Source organism: Vibrio owensii CAIM 1854 = LMG 25443 (genome assembly GCF_000817815.1).
Lineage (GTDB): Bacteria > Pseudomonadota > Gammaproteobacteria > Enterobacterales > Vibrionaceae > Vibrio > Vibrio owensii.
Window position 1 is genome coordinate 102024 of sequence record NZ_JPRD01000049.1, and the last position, 22970, is coordinate 124993.

The window sequence follows — 22970 nt, forward strand, 5'->3', positions numbered from 1 at the left end:
ATTGCTTTAATGACAATAACTAAGGATCTTTAAATTGCGTTTTCAAATTTTTTTTACCTCTTTCTGGTTAAACAACATGAGTATGAAAAAAGTTGGATAAAAAAGTTGGTTTTCCAGAATGGTGTCCTTTACTGCCTCTAAACACGATCAGTTAGCTAATGGCAACGGAGGCTGTAATGGCAGGTGACAACAACCAAAATAACCAAAACAAAGACCTAAATGACGCGGTAGAACAAACGGAAACCAATGACGCGGGTACGCCCTCCCAGCAGCAGAATCAGCAAAATCAACAGAATACGATTGCTTCGACCGTAGCGACGGGTGCTGAAAATACCGATGCAGCAGACGAAGCCAATCAGGCGATGGAAGACAACCCAAGTGGTGCCGGAGCAGAGGAAGAAGCCTCGGCGTCCGGTGGTGCGGTACAAGAAGACACGCCAGAGAGTAGCGGTGGTTCGGATGCCGCTCAATCGAACGTGGTAGACAGCGTGGCATCAGACGGTGGGTCTGGTGAAGAAGCGTCTGGCAGCGGCGGTGCGGCTTCAGGTGCGGGTGCACAAGCTGTTGGTGGCGGTGATGCCTCTGGCTCTGAAGGTGGTTCGGACGCAGAAGGCAATGAAGCACAAGGACAAGCTGTACAAACTTCGGCTGCGCCAAGTGCCTCTTCATCCGATTCTGAAGGTTCACAAGGTGGTGATAACCTAGATTCAGAAACCACAGAAGAAACCTTTGCGGTGGACGTTCAAGACTCTAGCGAAGAGACCACGACGCAAGTAGAAGATGATTTTGACTCTGAAACCACGAGCGAAACGTTCCAAATTAAAGTCGAAGGTGAAAACGACGCGCCAGAGGTAGAACAAGATCTGGCTTACATCATGGATGAAGATGGCACCATTACCTTCACTCAAGAACAATTACTCGAATACGCAAGTGATGTTGATGGCGACGACCTTGTTGCGTCTAACGTCCAAGTAGGTGCGAATGCATCGGTTCAAGACAATGGTGACGGCACGTTCACCGTGGTTCCGGACGCTGATTTCAATGGTGAACTCGACTTAACGTTTGATATCAGTGATGGTCAAGAAACCGTTTCAAGTTCTATCGATTTAACCGTTCGTCCAATCAATGACGCACCAGTGCCTGAAGATAAAACCTTTGAGGTGGAAGAGGACGGAACTCTGATCTTCACCGATGCTGACCTGCTTGCTGGCGCAACGGATATTGAAGGCGACAACCTAACCGTTGAAGGCGTGAGCTACGATGGTGGCGACGGCATCCTGACCGACAACGGCAATGGGACTTACACTTTTGCGCCAAATGAAAACTTCAATGGCGATGTGAACTTCAGCTTTGATGTGTCCGACGGTACGGATACGGTTTCTGCCAACATTGATGTAAGCGTTACGCCAGTCGATGATGCGCCAGTGTCTGGTAGCCTTGCTTACTCAGTGGACGAAGATGGCTCGATTCGTTTGAGCCAAGAGCAGTTGTTGTCGCAAGGTTCCGATGTGGAAGGCGATGCACTGACGGCGTCTAACCTTTCGGTAGATGGCAATGCGACGGTGACTCAAAATGACGATGGTAGCTTCACCATCACGCCGGACGCAGATTTCAATGGTGATATCGACATTAGCTTTGATATCTCAGATGGCACTAATACCGTTCAAGCAACCGCTGACCTAACGGTTAATCCAATCAACGATTTGCCTGTCCCTCAAGACCAACAATTCAGCGTGGAAGAAGATGGCACGCTGCAATTTACGGACGCAGACCTGCTTACTGGCGCAACGGATATTGAAGGCGATAACCTAACAGTTGAAGGTGTGAGCTACGACGGTGGCGACGGCATCCTGACCGACAACGGCAATGGGACTTACACTTTTGCGCCAAATGAAAACTTCAATGGTGATGTGAACTTCAGCTTTGATGTATCCGATGGCACAGATACGGTTTCTGCCAACATTGATGTAAGCGTTACGCCTGTCGATGATGCGCCAGTATCAGGCAATCTTGCTTACTCGGTGGACGAAGATGGCTCGATTCGTTTGAGCCAAGAGCAGTTGTTGTCGCAAGCTTCCGATGTGGAAGGCGATGCACTGACGGCTTCTAACCTTTCTGTAGATGGCAATGCGACGGTGACTCAAAACGACGATGGTAGCTTCACTATCACGCCAGACGCAGATTTCAATGGTGATATCGACATCAGTTTTGATATCTCAGATGGCACGAACACCGTTCAAGCAACCGCTGACCTAACCGTTAACCCAATCAACGATTTACCTGTTCCTCAAGACCAACAATTCAGCGTGGAAGAAGATGGTACGCTGCAATTTACCGATGCGGATCTTCTTGCTGGCGCGACCGACATTGAAGGCGATGACCTTTCTGTAACGGGAATCAGCTACGAAGGAACCGACGGCGTTCTAACTGACAATGGCGATGGCACGTATAGCTTTGCGCCAAATGAGAACTTCAATGGCGATGTGAATTTCAGCTTCGACGTATCTGATGGCACAGATACAGTTTCAGCGAATGTGGATGTGAGCGTTACGCCGGTGAATGATCCTCCGGTGGCAGGCTCAACGTCTTACACGGTTCACGAAGACAACTCTATTACCATTTCTGACGCGCAGCTGTTGGCAAATTCTTCGGATTTAGAAGGGGATGTCTCGATTGATAGCGTGAGCTACTCTGGCAGCGATGGTGTGTTGCAAATCAATGGTGACGGTACGTACACCTTCTCTCCAAATGAAAACTTTAATGGTGAAGTGACGCTTGATGTCGTCGTCGCTGATGAAGAAGGCGCAACGGATGCCACCACTGCTGGTATTACGGTGCTGGAAGTGAACGACCCACCAGTCGCTGGACCAACTTCTTACACTATTGATGAAGATTCAGTTCTGACGTTTAGTGAGTCGCAAGTGCTGTTGAATGCCTCTGATGTGGAAGGCGATGTAGAGCTTGTTGGCATTAGCTATGATGGTCCGGATGGCATTTTCACCGTTAACGATGATGGCACGTGCAGCTTCGCGCCAAACGAGAACTTTAACGGACAAGTTCAACTTGATGTGACCATTCGAGATGAAGATGGAGCAGAAGTTGATACCGTCATCAATGTGAATGTATTGCCAATCAATGATGCGCCAGTATCGGGTGATTTGGCTTATAGCGTTGATGAAGACGGTGCGATTACACTCAGCCAAGAGCAGCTTCTTTCTCAAGCGTCTGATATTGAGGGCGATGACCTGACTGCTAGCGATTTGACTGTCGATGGAAACGCAACCGTTACAGCGAACGATGATGGCAGCTTCACGATTACACCAGATGCGGACTTTAATGGTGACATTGATATCCAATTCAACATTACGGACGGCACAGACACTATCCAAGCAACGGTGGATCTAACGGTTAATCCGGTTAACGATCTTCCTGTTCCTCAAGACCAGCAGTTCAGTGTTGAAGAAGATGGCACGCTGCAGTTTACCGATGCAGACTTGCTTGCTGGCGCGACCGATATCGATGGCGATAACTTAACGGTTGATGGCATTAGCTACACAGGCAGCGATGGTGTGCTGACTGACCACGGTGATGGTACTTACACCTTTGCACCAAACGAAAACTTCAACGGTGATGTCAGCTTTAGTTTTGGTGTTTCTGACGGCACTGAGACCGTACCTGCCAATGTGGACGTGAGCGTCACTCCAGTGAACGATCCTCCGGTTGCGGGTTCAACGTCTTACACGGTTGATGAAGATAATGCGATTACCATTTCCGACGAGCAGCTTCTGGCTAACTCTTCGGATGTGGAAGGCGCAGTGTCTATCGATAGCGTGACCTATTCAGGCACCGATGGCGTATTCCAAGACAACGGTGACGGCACTTACACCTTCATGCCGAATGAGAACTTCAGTGGTGATATCAGCCTTGATGTGATTGTGGCGGATGAGCAAGGTGCGATTGACGAAACGACCGCAGGCATTACGGTCATTGAAGTGAATGACCCTCCAGTTGCCGGTCCAACGTCTTACACGATTGATGAAGATTCAGTACTGACATTCAGTGAGTCACAAATTCTTGCCAACGCATCTGATATCGAGGGCGATGTAGAGCTTGTTGGCATCAGCTATGAAGGCTCGGATGGTATCTTTACCGTTAATGGCGATGGTACTTGTAGCTTTGCGCCAAACGAGAACTTCAATGGCCAAGTTCAGTTGGATGTGACCATTCAAGATGAGAATGGGGCAACCGTTGATACGCACATCAATGTCGATGTATTGCCAATCAACGATCCACCAGTATCGGGTGATTTGGCTTACACCATCAACGAAGACAGCTCAATCACGCTAAGCCAAGAGCAGCTGCTTGCCAAAGCGGGCGATATTGATAGCGAGAACCTTGAAGCCATCAATCTATCGACAGATGACAACGCGACGATTCAATACAACGATGATGGCAGCTACACCATCACACCAGATGAAAACTACAACGGTGACCTAGATCTGACCTTCGATATCATTGATAACGATGGCGGCTCGGTACAAGTTGGTCTGGATATTACGGTTAATCCTGTGAATGACTTGCCACAAGCGCAAGATCAACAGTTCACGATAGAAGAAGATGGCACCTTGCTGTTCACGGATGCAGACCTATTGGAAGGTGCATCGGATATTGATGGCGATGATCTGTCTATCGAAAACGTTCTCTACACAGGTGCGGATGGTGTACTTACCGACAATGGCGATGGCACTTACAGCTTTGCGCCGAATGAGAACTTCAACGGTGACGTCCAGTTCACATTCGATGTGTCTGACGGCACAGGTTCAACACCAGCATTCATTGATGTCAGCGTGACACCAGTGAACGATCCACCGGTTGCAGGTTCTACGTCTTACACGGTTCAAGAAGACGGTCAAATCACCATTAGTGACGAGCAGTTGTTAGCCAACTCTTCTGATGTGGAAGGCGATGTAGCCTTGGCGAATGTTAGCTACTCTGGTAACGACGGTAGCTTCGTGGACAATGGCGACGGCACATATACCTTCACGCCAAATGAGAACTTTGACGGTAACATTTCGCTCGACGTTACGGTCATCGACCAAGATGGTGCAACGGATACAACAACCGCAGGCATCGATGTTATCGCGGTGAACGACGCACCTGAAACGTCAGGCATTCAAGCTGAAGTGGATGAAGATAACGCCATCACCATCACGCAAGAGCAATTGCTTGCGAATGCGACAGACATTGAAGGTGATGACCTTGTTGCCAGCAATCTACAAACCAATGACCCGGATGCGACGATCGTAGCCAACGATGATGGTTCATTCACGATTACGCATACGGAAAACTTCAATGGTGAGTTGGACTTCACTTACAACATCAGCGATGGCGAAAATGATGTTCTGACCACGTTGGATCTGACCGTTAATCCTGTCAACGATGCGCCAGAAGCGGGTGACGAGATCTTTATTCAAGCAGAAGAAGACCAAACAGTGGGTGTTTCTCTGCGTGAAGAGCCTGCGTTACGTCTCGACCAAGCCCCTGAAAACGGCATCATTGAAGCAAATCTAAATGACGAATGGGTACAGCTAGAAGTCGGGCAGGAGGTTCCTGCAGACACGGAAGTGCGCTTCATTCCAAATGATGATGCATTGGCAAACGGTACGCATACGAGTCAAATTGGTACCTTTGACGACAACGCCAGCCTTGATGATTGGGGTACTGCTGTTGACCCTTACACACGTGAGTTTGTTGATGGTGATTTGAAAGTTACCGTTCAAAGTAATGATGACCCACTCGGTGCGTGGAATGGTAAAACACACATCGGTCACGGTATTGGTGATACTGACCGCCAAGGCTTGAGCGGTGATGAAAAACTGACTGTGACTGTTGAAGGTCAAGACATCAACGAAATCAGCTTCCACCTAGATGGTCTAGGCGGCTGGTTTATGGAGGAGTCTCGCCACTTTACCGAAGTCGAAATTCGCGCGTTTAACTCTGATGGTGACTTGATCGACTCGATGACTTACCACAAAGAAGATCGTGGTAGCTATGAGACGGATTACACCTTAACGGTGAACGAGCCAGTGTCTTACTTTGAGTTAGGAACGATTCAAGGTAACGGTACTTACGTGGTTCAAAACATGACGGTTTCGCAAACTTGTCATGATGAAGCGGTGTTCACATCTATTGGCGTGGACGGCACGGAAATCACTGAAACGGTAGAACTGAATATCCGTGAAGGTGACAGTGAAATCGAACTGACCGCTGACCTGCCAAATGTGACCATCGATACCGAAGGTTCTACGCAGTTTGCCTCTGTGGTAATCACAGAAGAACAGCTTTTAGCACAAGCGAGTGATATCGATAGCGATGTTCTTGATATTCAAAACCTAGAGCTGGTGGGGGATAACGCGGAGCACGCTACGTTAACCGACAACGGCGATGGTACATGGACAGTCACACCAGATGAGAACTTCTACGGTGAGATTGAGCTTGGTTACCAAGTTACAGATGGTGAACTCACTGACGACAACATCATCAACATCAACTTTGAAGCAGTAAACGATGCACCAATTGTTTCTGGTCCGATTGTGTTGTCGACTGATGAGGATGTGGGCATTACGTTTAGCGCGGATGATTTGCTTGCCAATGCAAGTGACGTGGAAGGCGATGCGCTGTCTATCTCTGATATCTCTTACAGCGGTGATAACGGTGAGCTTGTCGACAATGGCGACGGCACTTACACCTTTATGCCGAATGAAAACTTCAATGGTGAAGTCGACATCGATTACAAAGTCTTTGATGGCACCGATGAAGTCGATACCCATCTAGATCTGACCGTTATTCCAGTCAACGATGTGCCAGTTCCTGGTGCGCCGCTGCATACTCAAATGCTAGAAAACGGCACCATCATCATCGAAGCAAAAGACCTGTTATCAGGTGCGACTGATGTGGATGGCGACATTCTGCATATCGAGAATCTACTGCTTGTCGACCAGTCACAAGGTACGTTGACAGACAACGGCGACAACACCTTTACCTTCGAACCAACTTCGAACTTCTACGGTGAAGTGAACCTGACCTTCGACATCAGCGACGGTCAAGCAAGTGCACCAAGCACAGCGAAGATCGATGTTGAGATCGTCAACGAAGGTCCAGAGGTCAGCGGTCCTGTTGATGCGGTCGTCGATGAAGATGGCTCAATTACCATCACTCAAGAAGACTTGTTGGCGAACGCGACGGACGTGGATGGTGACAACCTTGAAGCGGTGAACCTATCGACCAACGATCCTAATGCAACCATCGTTGAGAACGCTGATGGTAGCTTCACGATTACACCGAGCGAAAACTTCTTTGGTGAAATCGAATTTACTTATGACGTAACTGACGCGATTGAAACCGTCGCTGCAGATCTAAACCTCACCGTTAACCCAGTGAACGACCTGCCAGATGTGCCTGATTTGTCCTTCACTACAGAAGACGGCGAAGCCATCACGATTACTGAAGCAGAGCTGCTGGCTCAAGCGACGGACATCGAGGGCGATGACCTGTCTGTTGTTAACGTGACGAGTTTAAGCGACACGGTTCAAGTGACAGATAATGGCGATGGCACTTACACGTTAACGCCAGAGCAGGGCTTCTTTGGTAATGTTGACCTTACGTTTGATGTGAGCGATGGCACCGATGTGGTGGCGGCAAACATCGACTTGAAAGTTGAGTTCGTCAACGATGCACCAGAAGCAGCGCCAATCGTGGCAGACCTGGACGAGGATGGCTCTATCCTCGTGACACAAGAAATGCTGCTTGAAAATGCCAGCGATCAAGATGGTGATGACCTATACGCAACGGCACTAGAAACCAATGATCCTAATGCCTCTATCGAGGATAACGGCGACGGCACCTTTACCGTTACGCCTTCACAGCATTTCAATGGAGACATCGAGTTTACTTATGAAGTGAGCGACGGTGAATTGAGTGTTGCCAATGAAATGACATTGACGGTGAACCCAGTCAATGACATTCCAATTGTTGCGCCTGGCATGTACCACATTGAAGAGGATGGCAGCATCCTGTTCACGCAAGAAGATCTTCTAAGCGGTGCGATTGATATTGATGGTGATGACCTCACTGTTACCAGCATTAATTACTCGGGTGATGAAGGTACTGTAACGGACAACGGTGACGGTACATTTAGCTTCGTACCAGAAGAGCACTTCAGTGGTGACTTGCAGTTCAGCTTTACTGTTTCTGACGGCACTGATGAAGTTGAGCAAGACATTAATGTCCATATCGAAGCCGTGGCAGATGCGCCAGACCTAGTCATCACTGATGGCGATGGTCGAAACGTGGATGATCAAGCGATCTTGGTTGAGCCAGGCGGTATTGTTGAAGTGAACATCGCCGCAGCATTGGTTGACCAAGACTTGTCAGAAACACTGACGGTGACCGTGGATGGTGTTCCAGAAGGTTCGGTGATCAGCTACGACAACGAAGGGGTACTTAACGATCAAGACAACGGTATCACCAGTTTCAACGATACTGAAATCACGGTTACGTTTGAAGGTGAAACCGCGGGTTACCAAAACACAGCGGGTTACTACAAAGTCGATGAAGATGGCAACATCACTGGCGTTGAAGTGGTGTACGAAAACGCCTCTCAAGTTGGCGGTGGCGGTGACCTCGTACCGGGACAAGATCAGTTCAGCTTCCAAATCTCGGAAGGGGAAAGCTTCAACCTATTCTTGATTCCTAACGGTCATAACTTCAATGACTTTGCATCCATGCAAGATGGTCAGTACGAGTTCCGTGCAGCAGATGGCTCTCCTGCGAACATGGATACAGTTGACCCGCAACTCGTGTTTGTTGGTGCTGATGGTTCTGAAACCGTGATTCAAAGTCAATTCGGTGATGCAGTCTTCCATGGTGGTTCAAGCTCAGAGCTTAACCAAGATGGTATTGAGCATACCCGAACCACCGTGAACGAGGATGGTGAACTGGTTTACGGCTTTGAAGATCTCTACGGTGGCGGTGATGCCGATTACACCGACTTCAACTTCACCATTGATGTAGGTGAAGTGAACAGCCAGATCTACAGCGGTGAAGTAACAGTAGGTCCAGATGGTTCTGTAACGCTTCCAACCACAGCAATTGAACAAGAGCTACAGATTCAATTGCCAGAAGACTTTAACCAACAGCTAGAAATCAATGTAACGGCAACGGCAACAGAGCTATCAAATAATGATTCTGAAACCGTTTCTCAAACCATCTATGTGAATGCAACAGGTGCCCACATTGAACATGCGCCTGAAGCATTGCCTGTTTCAGCGATGGTTGAAGAAGATGGTTCAATCCTAATCACGCAAGAAGATTTACTCGCTAATGCGCGTGACTTGGATGGAGACCAACTGACAGCGCTGAACTTAGCAACGGATGATGAAAACATCACCATCACAGACAATGGCGACGGTACTTACACCTTAACGCCAGATGCGGACTTTAATGGTGATATCACCTTTACGTTCGATGTGTCTGACGGCGATGATGTTGTCTCTACCAACCTTGAGTTATTGGTGTCACCAGTTAATGATGCGCCGGAACCACAAGATCAAGCGTTCACCGTTGGTGAAGATGGTGTGCTGACCTTTACTGATGCGGATCTGCTAACAGGTGCTACCGATATTGAAGGGGATGACCTATCTGTTGAGGGCGTCACTTACACAGGCGCAGATGGTGTTCTTACTGACAATGGTGATGGCACATATAGCTTCGCACCAAACGAGAACTTCAATGGCGACGTGAACTTCACTTTCGATGTTTCCGATGGCACGGATACTGTGACGGCAAATATCGATGTAACAGTCACGCCAGAGAACGATCCACCGGTTGCAGGCAGCACGGCTTACACCGTTCATGAAGACAATTCGATTACCATCAGTGACGAACAGCTATTGGCGAACTCATCGGATATTGAAGGCGATGTGTTGATTGATAGCGTGAGCTACAGCGGTAACGATGGTGTGTTAGAAATCAATGGCGATGGTACTTACACCTTCTCACCAAACGAGAACTTCAGTGGCGAGGTGAGCCTAGATGTTGTCGTTGTCGATGAAGAAGGTGCAACGGACTCTACCACTGCTGGCATTACTGTGATTGAGGTAAATGACCCACCAATCGCAGGTCCTACTGCATACACTATCGATGAAGACCAAGTTCTAACCTTCAGTGAATCGCAAGTGCTACTGAATGCTTCGGATGTTGAAGGGGATGTCGAGCTAGTAGGCATCAGCTACGACGGTCCAGATGGCATCTTCTCAGTAAATGGCGATGGTACATGTAGCTTTGCACCGAATGAAAACTTCAACGGTCAAGTGCAGTTGGATGTGACCATTCGCGATGAAGACGGCGCAGAGGTCGATACTTACATCACAGTCGATGTCTTACCAGTCAATGATGCACCAGTATCGGGTAACTTGGCGTACAGCGTCGACGAAGACAACTCAATCACGTTGAGCCAAGAGCAGCTTCTTGCTCAAGCATCGGATGTAGAAGGCGACGCGCTAACCGCATCTAATCTAGTGGTTGACGGTGATGCGACGGTTACGGCTAATGACGATGGTAGCTTCACTATCACGCCTGACGCGAACTTCAATGGCGACATTGATATCACGTTCGATATCAACGACGGCAACGACACTATTGTTGCAACAGCGGACCTAACCGTTAACCCAGTTAATGATTTGCCGCAGCCAGAAGATCAAGCGTTCACCATTGGTGAAGATGGCGTGTTGACCTTCACTGATCAAGACCTGCTGGATGGCGCAGCGGACATCGATGGTGATGATCTATCGGTAGAGGGCGTCACTTACACAGGCGCAGATGGTGTCCTAACCGACAACGGTGACGGCACATACAGCTTCGCTCCAAACGAAAACTTCAATGGCGACGTGAACTTCACCTTCGATGTTTCTGATGGCACGGATACCGTGACCGCGAATATCGATGTGACAGTCACGCCTGAGAACGATCCACCGGTGGCAGGCAGCACGTCTTACACAGTGCATGAAGACAACTCGATCACCATCAGTGACGAGCAATTACTGGCGAATTCATCAGACGTCGAAGGAGATGTCGCGGTTGATAGCGTTAGCTACAGCGGCACAGATGGTGTGTTCCAAGACAATGGTGACGGTACGTACACCTTCTCGCCAAACGAGAACTTCAATGGCGAAGTGAGCCTAGATGTTGTGGTTGTTGATGAAGACGGTGCAACTGCGTCAACTAATGCAAACATCGATGTATTGCCAATCAACGATGCGCCAGTATCGGGCAACTTGGCTTACAGTGTTGATGAAGACAATTCAATTACGCTAAGCCAAGAGCAGCTTCTTGCTCAAGCATCGGATGTAGAAGGCGACGCGCTAACCGCATCTAACCTAGTGGTTGACGGTGATGCAACGGTCACGGCAAACGATGATGGCAGCTTCACCATAACGCCTGATGCGAACTTCAATGGTGACATTGATATCACGTTCGATATCAACGATGGCACCGACACTATCGTTGCAACGGCTGACCTAAAGGTTAATCCAGTTAACGACCTACCACAGCCAGAAGATCAAGCGTTCACCATTGGTGAAGATGGCGTCTTGCTGTTCACTGATGAAGATCTGCTTGATGGCGCAACGGATATCGATGGCGATGACCTATCGGTTGAAGGCGTGAGCTACACAGGCGCAGATGGTGTCCTAACCGACAATGGTGATGGCACTTACAGCTTCGCGCCAAACGAAAACTTCAATGGCGATGTGAACTTTACCTTCGATGTCTCTGACGGCACGGATACCGTGACCGCAAATATCGATGTAAGCGTGACGCCAGAGAACGATCCACCAGTGGCAGGCAGCACGTCTTACACGGTGCATGAAGATAATTCGATCACCATCAGTAACGAACAACTATTGGCTAACTCATCTGACGTCGAAGGCGAAGTCGCGATTGATAGTGTCAGCTACAGTGGCGCAGATGGTGTGTTCCAAGACAATGGTGACGGCACTTACACCTTCTCGCCAAACGAGAACTTCAATGGTGAAGTGAGCCTTGACGTTGTGGTTGTCGATGAAGACGGTGCGACGGATTCAACCACCGCAGGTATTACGGTACTTGAGGTGAACGATCCGCCAATTGCCGGCGCGACCAGCTACTCAGTGAACGAAGACGAAGTCATCACCATTAGCTCTGAGCAGCTATTGGCGAATGCTTCTGATGTTGAAGGCGAAGTCGCGATTGATAGCGTCAGCTACAGCGGCTCTGACGGTATCTTTACTGACAACGGCGATGGCACATTCAGCTTCGCACCAAACGAAAACTTCAACGGTGATGTCAGCCTAGATGTTGTCGTGACCGATGAAGATGGTGCTACGGTAGCAACCAATGCAAACATTGATGTATTGCCAGTCAACGATGCTCCAGTATCAGGTGATTTGGCTTACAGCGTGGATGAAGATGGTTCTATCACTCTTAGCCAAGAGCAACTTCTTGCACAAGCGGGCGATGTGGATGGCGATGACCTAACCGCATCCAACCTGACTGTTGACGGTAATGCGACCGTTGTTGCGAATGACGATGGCAGCTTCACTATCACACCGGATGCGGACTTCAATGGCGACATTGATCTGAGCTTCGACATTACGGACGGTGATGCAACCATTCAAGCCACTGCCGATCTGACTGTGAACCCAGTGAATGACTTGCCAACGGTTGGTCAGCCACAGTTCGTCACGCAAGAAGACACCAGCTTCACCTTTACCGAAGAGCAACTGCTGCAAAATGCAGGTGATATCGATGGTGATAACCTAACGGTTGAAAACGTTGCTTCTGACAGTGGTACGTTAGTCGACAACGGTGACGGCACGTACACCTTCGCACCGAATGAAAACTTCGATGGCAACGTGAACGTAACGTTTGACGTCAACGATGGCACTGCAACCGTACCAGCAGAAGCGAACATTGATGTTCAATCTGTGGTTGATATGCCAGAGCTGTCGATTGTTTCAGACTTGGTGATTGCGTCTGATAACTTCGAGTCTGGCTCGAACGGTTGGAACGCGAACACTGAGAGCTCACAAGGCTTCGAAACGGGCGACATGCTGGGTCGCATTGGTGGCACTGGCGGTGATGAAGCGGTCAGCAAAACCTACGATATTCCAAGTGATGTTAATGAAGTGAATATCTCGTTTAGCTTCTACGAAATCGATTCATGGGATGGCGAGTCGTTCCAAATCTTTGTCGGCGGTGAACAGCTAACCACCTTGGAGAACTCCGCGTTCCGTACTCAAGATGGTACGACAACGCTTCACGACTCTGACGGTAACGAAGTGGGTGAAGTGATCCACGGAGCCTCTCAACGTGAAGGCTTCAGTGGTTGGAACGACCAAGCACACCAAGTGAACTTAACCGTTCCGGTGGAAGACGGTCAGCTTCAGTTAGGCTTTGGTTCTACGCTAAACCAAAGTATTCCTGACGAGTCATTCGGCATCGACAACATCGAAATCACGGTAGCGGACGCGGATTACCAAATCATTGGTACCGAAGATACGCCAGTGCCGCTTGATATCGATGCGGCGTTAACCGATACCGATGGTTCAGAAAACCTCGCTATCTTGATTGAAGATGTGCCAGAAGGCAGCTCGCTATCAGCGGGTGTTGATAATGGTGATGGTACTTGGTCACTGCAACCGGGCGAGCTAGAAGGGCTAGAGTTTATTCCTTCTGCGGACTTCAATGGCGATGTGACGCTAACCGTGAATGCAACCTCTACGGATGTAGATACCGGAACCACGGCGACAGCGACGCAAGATGTGACGATTCATATCTCGCCAACCAATGATGCACCAGAAGTGACGGGTGATATCACGGCGGTAACTGCCGAAGACAACAGCATTACGTTGACTCAAGAGCAGTTACTTGAGCATGCCGTTGATATCGATGGTGACGACCTAAGCGCAATCAACCTGAGCACCAATGATGAAAATGCAACGGTTGAAATGAACGAGGATGGCAGCTTCACCATTACTCCAAGCGAGAACTTCTACGGTGACATCGAGTTCACCTACGATGTGACTGACGGGGAAGAAGTGGTCGCGGCTGGTCTCGACCTAACGGTAACGCCAGTCAATGACGCACCAGAGCCACAAGATCAAGCGTTCACCGTGGGTGAGGACGGTCTTCTTACCTTTACAGATGCAGACCTATTAACAGGCGCGACGGATGTAGAAGGTGACAACCTAACAGTTGAAGGCGTGACTTACACAGGTGCAGACGGTGTCCTAACCGACAATGGTGATGGCACTTACAGCTTCGCACCGAACGAGAACTTCAATGGCGATGTGAACTTTACCTTCGATGTGTCAGACGGTACGGATACAACCTCTGCCAACATTGATGTGAGTGTGACGCCAGAGAACGATCCACCAGTTGCGGGCAGCACGTCTTACACAGTACATGAAGACAACTCGATCACCATTAGTGACGAGCAACTATTGGCTAATTCGTCGGATATCGAGGGTGATGTTGCGATCAGCAGCGTGAGTTACAGCGGTAACGACGGTGTGCTAGAAATCAATGGAGATGGTACTTACACCTTCTCACCAAACGAAAACTTTACAGGCGATGTTAGCCTAGATGTTGTCGTGGTTGATGAGGACGGCGCGGTTGATACAACAACAGCGGGTATTACCGTTCTTGAGGTGAACGATCCACCAATCGCAGGCGTAACCAGTTACACCATTGATGAAGATGAAGTCATTACCATCAGTGCAGAACAGTTGTTGGCAAACTCTTCCGATATTGAAGGTGAGGTAGCACTAGATAGCGTGAGCTACAGTGGCAGCGAAGGTATCTTTACCGACAATGGTGATGGTACGTTCAGTTTTGCACCAAACCAAAATTTCAATGGTGAAGTGAATCTTGATGTTGTAGTCGTGGACGAAGATGGTGCGACCGCTTCGACGACGGCAAACATTGATGTTCTGCCAATCAATGATGCTCCAGTATCGGGTGACTTGGCTTACAGTGTCGACGAAGACAACTCAATCACGCTAAGCCAAGAACAATTGTTGGCACAAGCAACGGATGTAGAAGGTGATGCACTAACCGCTTCTAACCTAGTGGTTGACGGTGATGCGACGGTTACGGCTAATGACGATGGTAGCTTTACCATTACGCCTGACGCGAACTTCAATGGCGACATTGATATCACGTTCGATATCAACGACGGCAGCGATACTATTGTTGCAACGGCGGACCTTACTGTTAACCCAGTTAATGACTTGCCGCAGCCGGAAGATCAAGCGTTCACCATTGGTGAAGATGGCGTGTTGACCGTCACTGACCAAGATCTGCTTGATGGTGCAACGGACATCGATGGTGATGACCTATCGGTAGAAGGTGTCACATACACTGGCGCGGACGGTGTCCTAACTGACAATGGCGATGGCACATACAGCTTTGCTCCAAACGAGAACTTCAATGGTGATGTGAACTTTACATTCGATGTTTCTGATGGCACGGACACCGTGACCGCGAATATCGATGTGAGTGTTACGCCAGAGAACGATCCTCCGGTGGCAGGCAGCACGTCTTACACTGTGCATGAAGACAACTCGATCACCATCAGTGACGAACAGCTACTAGCGAACTCATCGGATATTGAAGGTGATGTATCGATTGATAGCGTGAGCTACAGCGGTAACGATGGTGTGCTGGAAATCAACGGTGATGGCACGTACACCTTCTCGCCAAACGAAAACTTCAATGGCGAAGTGAGCCTAGATGTTGTTGTAGTCGACGAAGATGGCGCGACGGATTCAACTACCGCAGGTATCACGGTACTTGAGGTGAACGATCCGCCAATTGCAGGTCCAACTGCGTACACCATTGATGAAGACCAAGTTCTAACGTTCAGTGAATCACAAGTGCTTCTGAATGCTTCGGATGTCGAAGGTGATGTTGAGCTTGTAAGCATCAGCTACGACGGTCCAGATGGCATCTTCTCAGTAAATGGCGATGGCACTTGTAGCTTCGCACCGAATGAGAACTTCAATGGTCAAGTATCGCTAGACGTGACTATTCGTGATGAAGATGGCGCAGAAGTCGACACCTATATCACAGTGGATGTATTGCCAATCAACGACGCGCCAGTATCGGGCAACTTGGCTTACAACGTAGATGAAGATAACACGATTACATTGAGCCAAGAGCAATTGTTGTCTCAAGCGAGCGATGTGGACGGCGATGACCTTGTTGCTGAAAACTTGCTTGTAGATGGTAATGCGACAGTAACTGCTAACGACGATGGCAGCTTCACCATTACGCCTGATGCGAACTTCAATGGTGACATTGATATTACGTTTGATATCAGTGATGGTTCTGACACCTTGGTCGCGACGGCAGATCTAACGGTTAATCCAGTTAACGACCTACCACAGCCAGAAGATCAAGCGTTCACCATTGGCGAAGATGGCGTCTTGTTGTTCACTGATGAAGATCTGCTTGATGGCGCAACGGATATCGATGGCGATGACCTATCGGTAGAAGGTGTGACCTACACAGGTGCTGATGGTGTCCTAACCGACAATGGTGACGGCACTTACAGCTTCGCGCCAAACGAGAACTTCAATGGCGACGTGAACTTTACCTTCGATGTTTCCGATGGCACAGATACCGTGACGGCGAATATCGATGTAAGCGTGACGCCTGAGAACGATCCACCGGTGGCAGGTAGCACGTCTTACACCGTACACGAAGACAACTCAATCACCATCAGCGATGAGCAATTACTAGCGAATTCGTCAGATATTGAAGGCGATGTTTCGGTTGATAGCGTGAGTTACAGTGGCGCAGATGGCGTGTTCCAAGACAATGGCGATGGTACTTACACCTTCTCGCCAAACGAGAACTTCAATGGTGAAGTCAGCCTAGATGTTGTTGTGGTAGACGAAGACGGTGCGACGGATTCAACCACCGCAGGTATCACGGTACTTGAGGTGAACGATCCACCAATTGCCGGCGCAACTAGCTACTCAGTCAACGAAGACGAAGTCATCACCATCAGCTCTGAGCAGCTATTGGCGAATGCTTCTGACGTTGAAGGTGAGGTGGCGATTGATAGCGTCAGCTACAGCGGCTCTGACGGTATCTTTACTGACAATGGCGACGGTACATTCAGCTTCGCACCAAACGAAAACTTCAACGGTGATGTCAGCCTAGATGTAGTTGTGACCGATGAAGATGGTGCAACGGTAGCAACCAATGCAAACATTGATGTATTGCCAGTCAATGATGCTCCGGTATCAGGTGATTTGGCCTACAGCGTGGATGAAGATGGTGCTATCACTCTCAGCCAAGAGCAACTTCTTGCTCAAGCCGGCGACGTGGATGGTGATGACCTTACTGCATCGAACTTGACTGTTGACGGCAATGCGACCGTTGTTGCGAACGACGATGGTAGCTTCACTATCACACCAGATGCAGACTTCAATGGCGACATTGACTTGAGCTTCGACATTACGGACGGTGATGCAACCATTCAAGCCACTGCCGATCTGACTGTGAACCCAGTGAATGACTTGCCAACGGTTGGTCAGCCACAGTTTGTTACGCAAGAAGACACCAGCTTCACCTTTACCGAAGAGCAATTGCTGCAAAATGCAGGTGATATCGATGGTGATAACCTAACGGTTGAAAACGTTGCTTCTGACAGCGGTACCTTGGTTGATAACGGTGATGGCACGTACACCTTTGCGCCAAACGAAAACTTCGATGGCAACGTGAACGTGACGTTTGATGTCAACGATGGCACCGCAACCGTGCCAGCAGAAGCGAACATTGACGTTCAATCTGTGGTTGATATGCCAGAGCTGTCGATTGCGTCAGACTTGGTGATTGCGTCTGATAACTTCGAGTCTGGCTCGAACGGTTGGAACGCGAACACTGAGAGCTCACAAGGCTTCGAAACGGGCGACATGCTGGGTCGTATTGGTGGCACTGGCGGTGATGAAGCGGTCAGCAAAACTTACGATATCCCAAGCGATGTTAATGAAGTGAATATATCGTTTAGCTTCTACGAAATCGATTCTTGGGATGGCGAGTCGTTCCAAATCTTTGTCGGCGGTGAACAGCTAACCACCTTGGAAAACTCCGCGTTCCGTACTCAAGATGGTACGACAACGCTTTACGATTCTGACGGTAACGAAGTGGGTGAAGTTATCCACGGAGCCTCTCAACGTGAAGGCTTCAGTGGTTGGAACGACCAAGCTCACCAAATCAATCTGACGGTTCCTGTCGAGGATGGTGAATTGCAACTTGGCTTCGGTTCAACCTTGAATCAAGACGTTTGGGATGAATCGTTTGGTATCGACAACATCGAAATCACGGTAGCGGACGCGGATTACCAAATCATTGGTACCGAAGATACACCAGTGCCGCTTGATATCGATGCAGCGTTAACCGATACCGATGGCTCAGAAAACCTCTCTATCTTGATTGAAGATGTGCCAGAAGGTAGCGCACTATCGGCTGGTGTTGATAATGGCGACGGTACTTGGTCACTACAACCAGGCGAGCTAGAAGGGCTAGAGTTTATTCCTTCTGCAGACTTCAATGGCGATGTGACGCTAACCGTGAACGCAACCTCTACGGATGTAGATACAGGTACAACAGCAACAGCAACGCAAGATGTGACGATTCATATCTCGCCAACCAATGATGCACCAGAAGTGACGGGGGATATCAGCGCAGTCACTGCCGAAGACAATAGCATTACGCTAACTCAAGAGCAGTTACTGGAGCACGCTGTTGATATCGATGGCGATGACCTAAGTGCAATCAACCTAAGCACCAATGATGAAAATGCAACGGTTGAAATGAACGAGGATGGCAGCTTCACCATTACTCCAAGCGAGAACTTCTACGGCGACATTGAGTTTAGTTACGATGTCACGGATGGCGAAGAAGTGGTTGCGGCTGGTCTTGACCTAACCGTTACACCAGTCAATGACGCTCCAGAGCCACAAGATCAAGCGTTCACCGTGGGTGAGGACGGTATTCTTACCTTCACCGATGCGGACTTGTTAACAGGCGCGACGGATGTAGAAGGTGACAACCTAACTGTTGAAGGCGTGACTTACACAGGTGCAGACGGTGTCCTAACCGATAATGGCGATGGCACTTACAGCTTCGCACCGAACGAGAACTTCAACGGTGACGTGAACTTCACGTTTGATGTATCAGACGGTACGGATACAACCTCTGCCAACATTGATGTGAGTGTGACGCCAGAGAACGATCCTCCGGTGGCAGGCAGCACGTCTTACACTGTGCATGAAGACAACTCGATCACCATTAGTGACGAGCAACTACTGGCTAATTCGTCGGATATTGAAGGCGACGTAGCCATCAGCAGTGTGACTTACAGTGGCAACGATGGCGTCTTCCAAGACAATGGCGATGGCACGTACACCTTCTCTCCAAACGAGAACTTCAATGGCGAGGTTAGCCTAGACGTTGTAGTTGTCGATGAAGAGGGTGCGACAGACTCAACCACTGCGGGTATTACCGTTCTTGAGGTGAACGATCCACCAATCGCAGGTGCGACAAGTTACTCTGTCAATGAAGACGAAGTCATTATCTTCACGGAAGAGCAACTGCTAGCGCAATCAAGCGATGTGGAAGGCGACGTGAGCCTAGAGAGCGTCTCTTACAGTGGTAGCGACGGCATTCTAACGGCGAATGACGATGGCACTTACAGCTTCGCGCCAAATGAAAACTTCAACGGTGGCGTAAGCCTAGACGTAGTTGTCGCTGATGAAGACGGTGCCACTGCGACAACCAACGCGAACATTGATGTATTGCCAGTCAACGATGCTCCGGTATCTGGCGATTTGGCTTACAGCGTCGATGAAGACGGTTCAATCACATTGAGTCAAGAGCAGTTACTGGCTCAAGCGGGTGACGTAGACAGCGATAATCTAGAAGCAGTGAACTTAACCGCGGTAGCCAATGCAACCGTTGTTGAGAACCAAGATGGTAGCTTTACGATTACGCCTGATGCGAACTTCAATGGCGATATCGACCTAAGCTTCGACTTGATTGATAACGATGGTGCGAGCGTGGAAGTGGGCGTCGACCTAACGGTGAACCCAATTAACGATGCTCCGCAATCAACACCAGTGAATATTGCTGGTACCGAAGATACTACCATTCTTATTACGCAGGACATGTTGCTTGCTAACGCGACAGACATCGACAACACCTACGATGAACTGTCTGCTGTCGACCTAGTGATTGATGAGCAATACGGTGACTTGCTAGACAACGGTGATGGCACTTGGTCATTCACTCCAGCTGAGAACTTCAACGGTGATGTGCCAATGTCGTTCGGCGTCAGCGATGGTGATTTAGTTACGCCGGTTGAAGGCAATCTAAACGTCGAAGCGGTTAACGATGCACCAGAAGCACCAACCATCCAGATGCAAGGCGAAGAAGATGTGGTCATGGTGATTGACCCAGCTTACATCGCTGATCAAGTTACGGATCTTGATGGTGACGAAATCAGCGTAGAAAGCATCACGGTTCGTGCGCCTGCAAACGCGACATTAACTCAGCAGCCAGATGGTATGTACCACTTGGTAACCACTCAAGACTTCAATGGTTTGGTGGAACTGGGCTACACCGCGACGGATGGTGAAGAAGTGGTTGAAGGCTCGTTGAATGTGGATGTCATTCCAGTCAACGATGCTCCATTCAATGTGGGTAATGCCTTTATGGCAACCGACGAAGATGGCGCATTCACCTTCGACGCTGGCGACCTGATGAACTTGTTCGGCGACATCGACACTGAAAACCTAGTCGTATCACGCATTATCACCGCAGAAGGTGAAGATGGTGGTGAGGTAACAGACAACGGTGACGGTACTTGGACATTCACACCGACTGGCGATTTTGCAGGGGTTTCTGACTTGCAAGTTGTGGTAAGTGATGGTGAGTTTGAAACAGTACTTGATGTGCCAGTGTTTGTTCGCCCTGTTGCGGATGGCGCGGTCATCACAACCGACCATGATGGTCCGTTAGTGTTCGGTGAGGACGAAACGGGTCACCTAGGCTTGAATGTCGGTCTAATCGACGATTCAGAAACGCTAAGTAACCTAGTGATGACTGGTTTCCCTGTTGGCTTCGAAGTTACGGATGGTGTGAACACCATTACCATTACGGAACCGGGTCAATACATCGACTTGAACGAGTGGGATATTTCAGACCTGCAAATGACGCCTCCGGCTGACTTTAATGGCGAGTTCTTCGTAACCGTGACCGCAACAACGGTGGATTATGGTGACGAGCCAGAAGAGTTCGAAGATGGCATCGATTCAGGTGACTTCGAAACCCTAGCGGGTGAACCTGTTATCCTAACCGCAGATGACCTAATCGGATTGGCAGAGCACGTAGACGCTGACGCGGGTGATGAAGTGAAATTCGTTCACCTAGCTGATCGCAGCCAAGGTGAGATTGTCGATAACGGTGATGGCACATGGACATTCAATCCAGCACCAGGCTTTACTGGTGAAGCGGATATCGCTTACGTGATTGATAAAGACGGTGTGCTTCATGATGAGCAAACGGGTGTGGTCGTGAAAGAAGATGCGCCACAAGAGAATGCTTCTCCAGAGATCGACAGCATTTCTACCACAGAAATGGCTGCGGATGGCACCTTGTCGTTCACCAATGATGACATGCTATCGACCTTGAGCGATGCAGAAGGCGACAGCTTGAGCATTGAGTCAGTGAGCCTAATGGAAGGTCAAGGTGTGATAGAGACCGATAACCAAGGTAACTACCAATTCACACCAGCAGAAGGCTACACCGGAGATGTTCAAGTTGGCTTCATTGCAACTGATGGTGAAAACCGCATTGAGAGCTTCTTTAATGTCGACATCCAAGGTGAAGGTGAAACCACAACCAGCGAAGGCTACGCACTCGCTGATGATGGTTCACTAACACTAACGGAAGCACAGTTGATTGATGAGCTTGGCATTAGCCCTTCAGCAGAAGTGTTGGATGTCGCTGATGCAAACGATGCTGGTTTCTTTGCGAAATCAGGTGATGAAGAGTGGACATACTGGCCGAACGATGACTTCGATGGCAATTTGGCTATGGATGTTCAGGTCAACGACAACGGTGAAGTATCGACTCAGAATCTGAGCATCCAAGTTGCAGACGATTCAGCGCAAAGCGACGAACCACAGATCCAAACTGCTCAAGCATCATCAGAGCAGCAAGTCGGCGAAGCGCAACAGCCTGAAGAGCAAGCAGCAAACGGTGCAGACAGTGAAGAGGAGAGCGCAGCTGATGTGACTGCAGCACCAGGCGATACCATTTCTATCTCGGTTCCAGATGAGGTCAGTGGTAACGAATCGGTGGATTATGCAGAAATGTCCGGTCTACCTGATGGTGCATCAGTAAGCAACGCACTGGATAACGGCGATGGCAGCTTCACATTAAGTGGCAACCTGAACCAACCAGTATCGGTTGACCTACCAGAAGGTTACGAAGGTACGAGCGAAATCCAATTCCAAGGTTACGACGAATTGGGCAGCGCGGTAGAAGGTGCGAGTGGCACAGTTGAAGTTGAAGTCGATGATCAATACACCATGCAAGGTTCTGCTCAAGATCAGCAACCAGATATGGCGGGGATGGAATCTGGTGGCAGCGACTGGACAAGTGCGGGAGGTCAAGATCAAGGTGTTGACTTCACGGATGACTCTGGCAGCTTCGACTCGGATACTCAAACGGGTACTGACCAAGGCAACGATTTCGATCAAAGCTCAATGTAACCAGTCCTAGACGAGGGCAGTGTCATTGCTGCCCAAACCAAAGCCATGCAGAGCCTACTTTGCATGGCTTTTTTGTTGGTCTTC

Annotated in this window: 1 protein-coding gene; it reads left to right on the forward strand. The window is 49.2% G+C overall.

Annotated features, from left to right (window positions below; all coding sequences use genetic code 11):
* Positions 1 to 176 precede the first annotated feature (176 nt).
* Positions 177 to 22886, forward strand: coding sequence for a tandem-95 repeat protein (locus tag H735_RS23410; protein WP_042980473.1), 22710 nt, complete (start codon positions 177 to 179; stop codon positions 22884 to 22886).
* Positions 22887 to 22970: the final 84 nt, after the last annotated feature.

Bases quoted from the DNA above. Each gene is read 5' to 3' on its own strand.
- H735_RS23410 (WP_042980473.1), top strand. From the start codon at position 177: ATGGCAGGTGACAACAACCAAAATAACCAAAACAAAGACCTAAATGAC.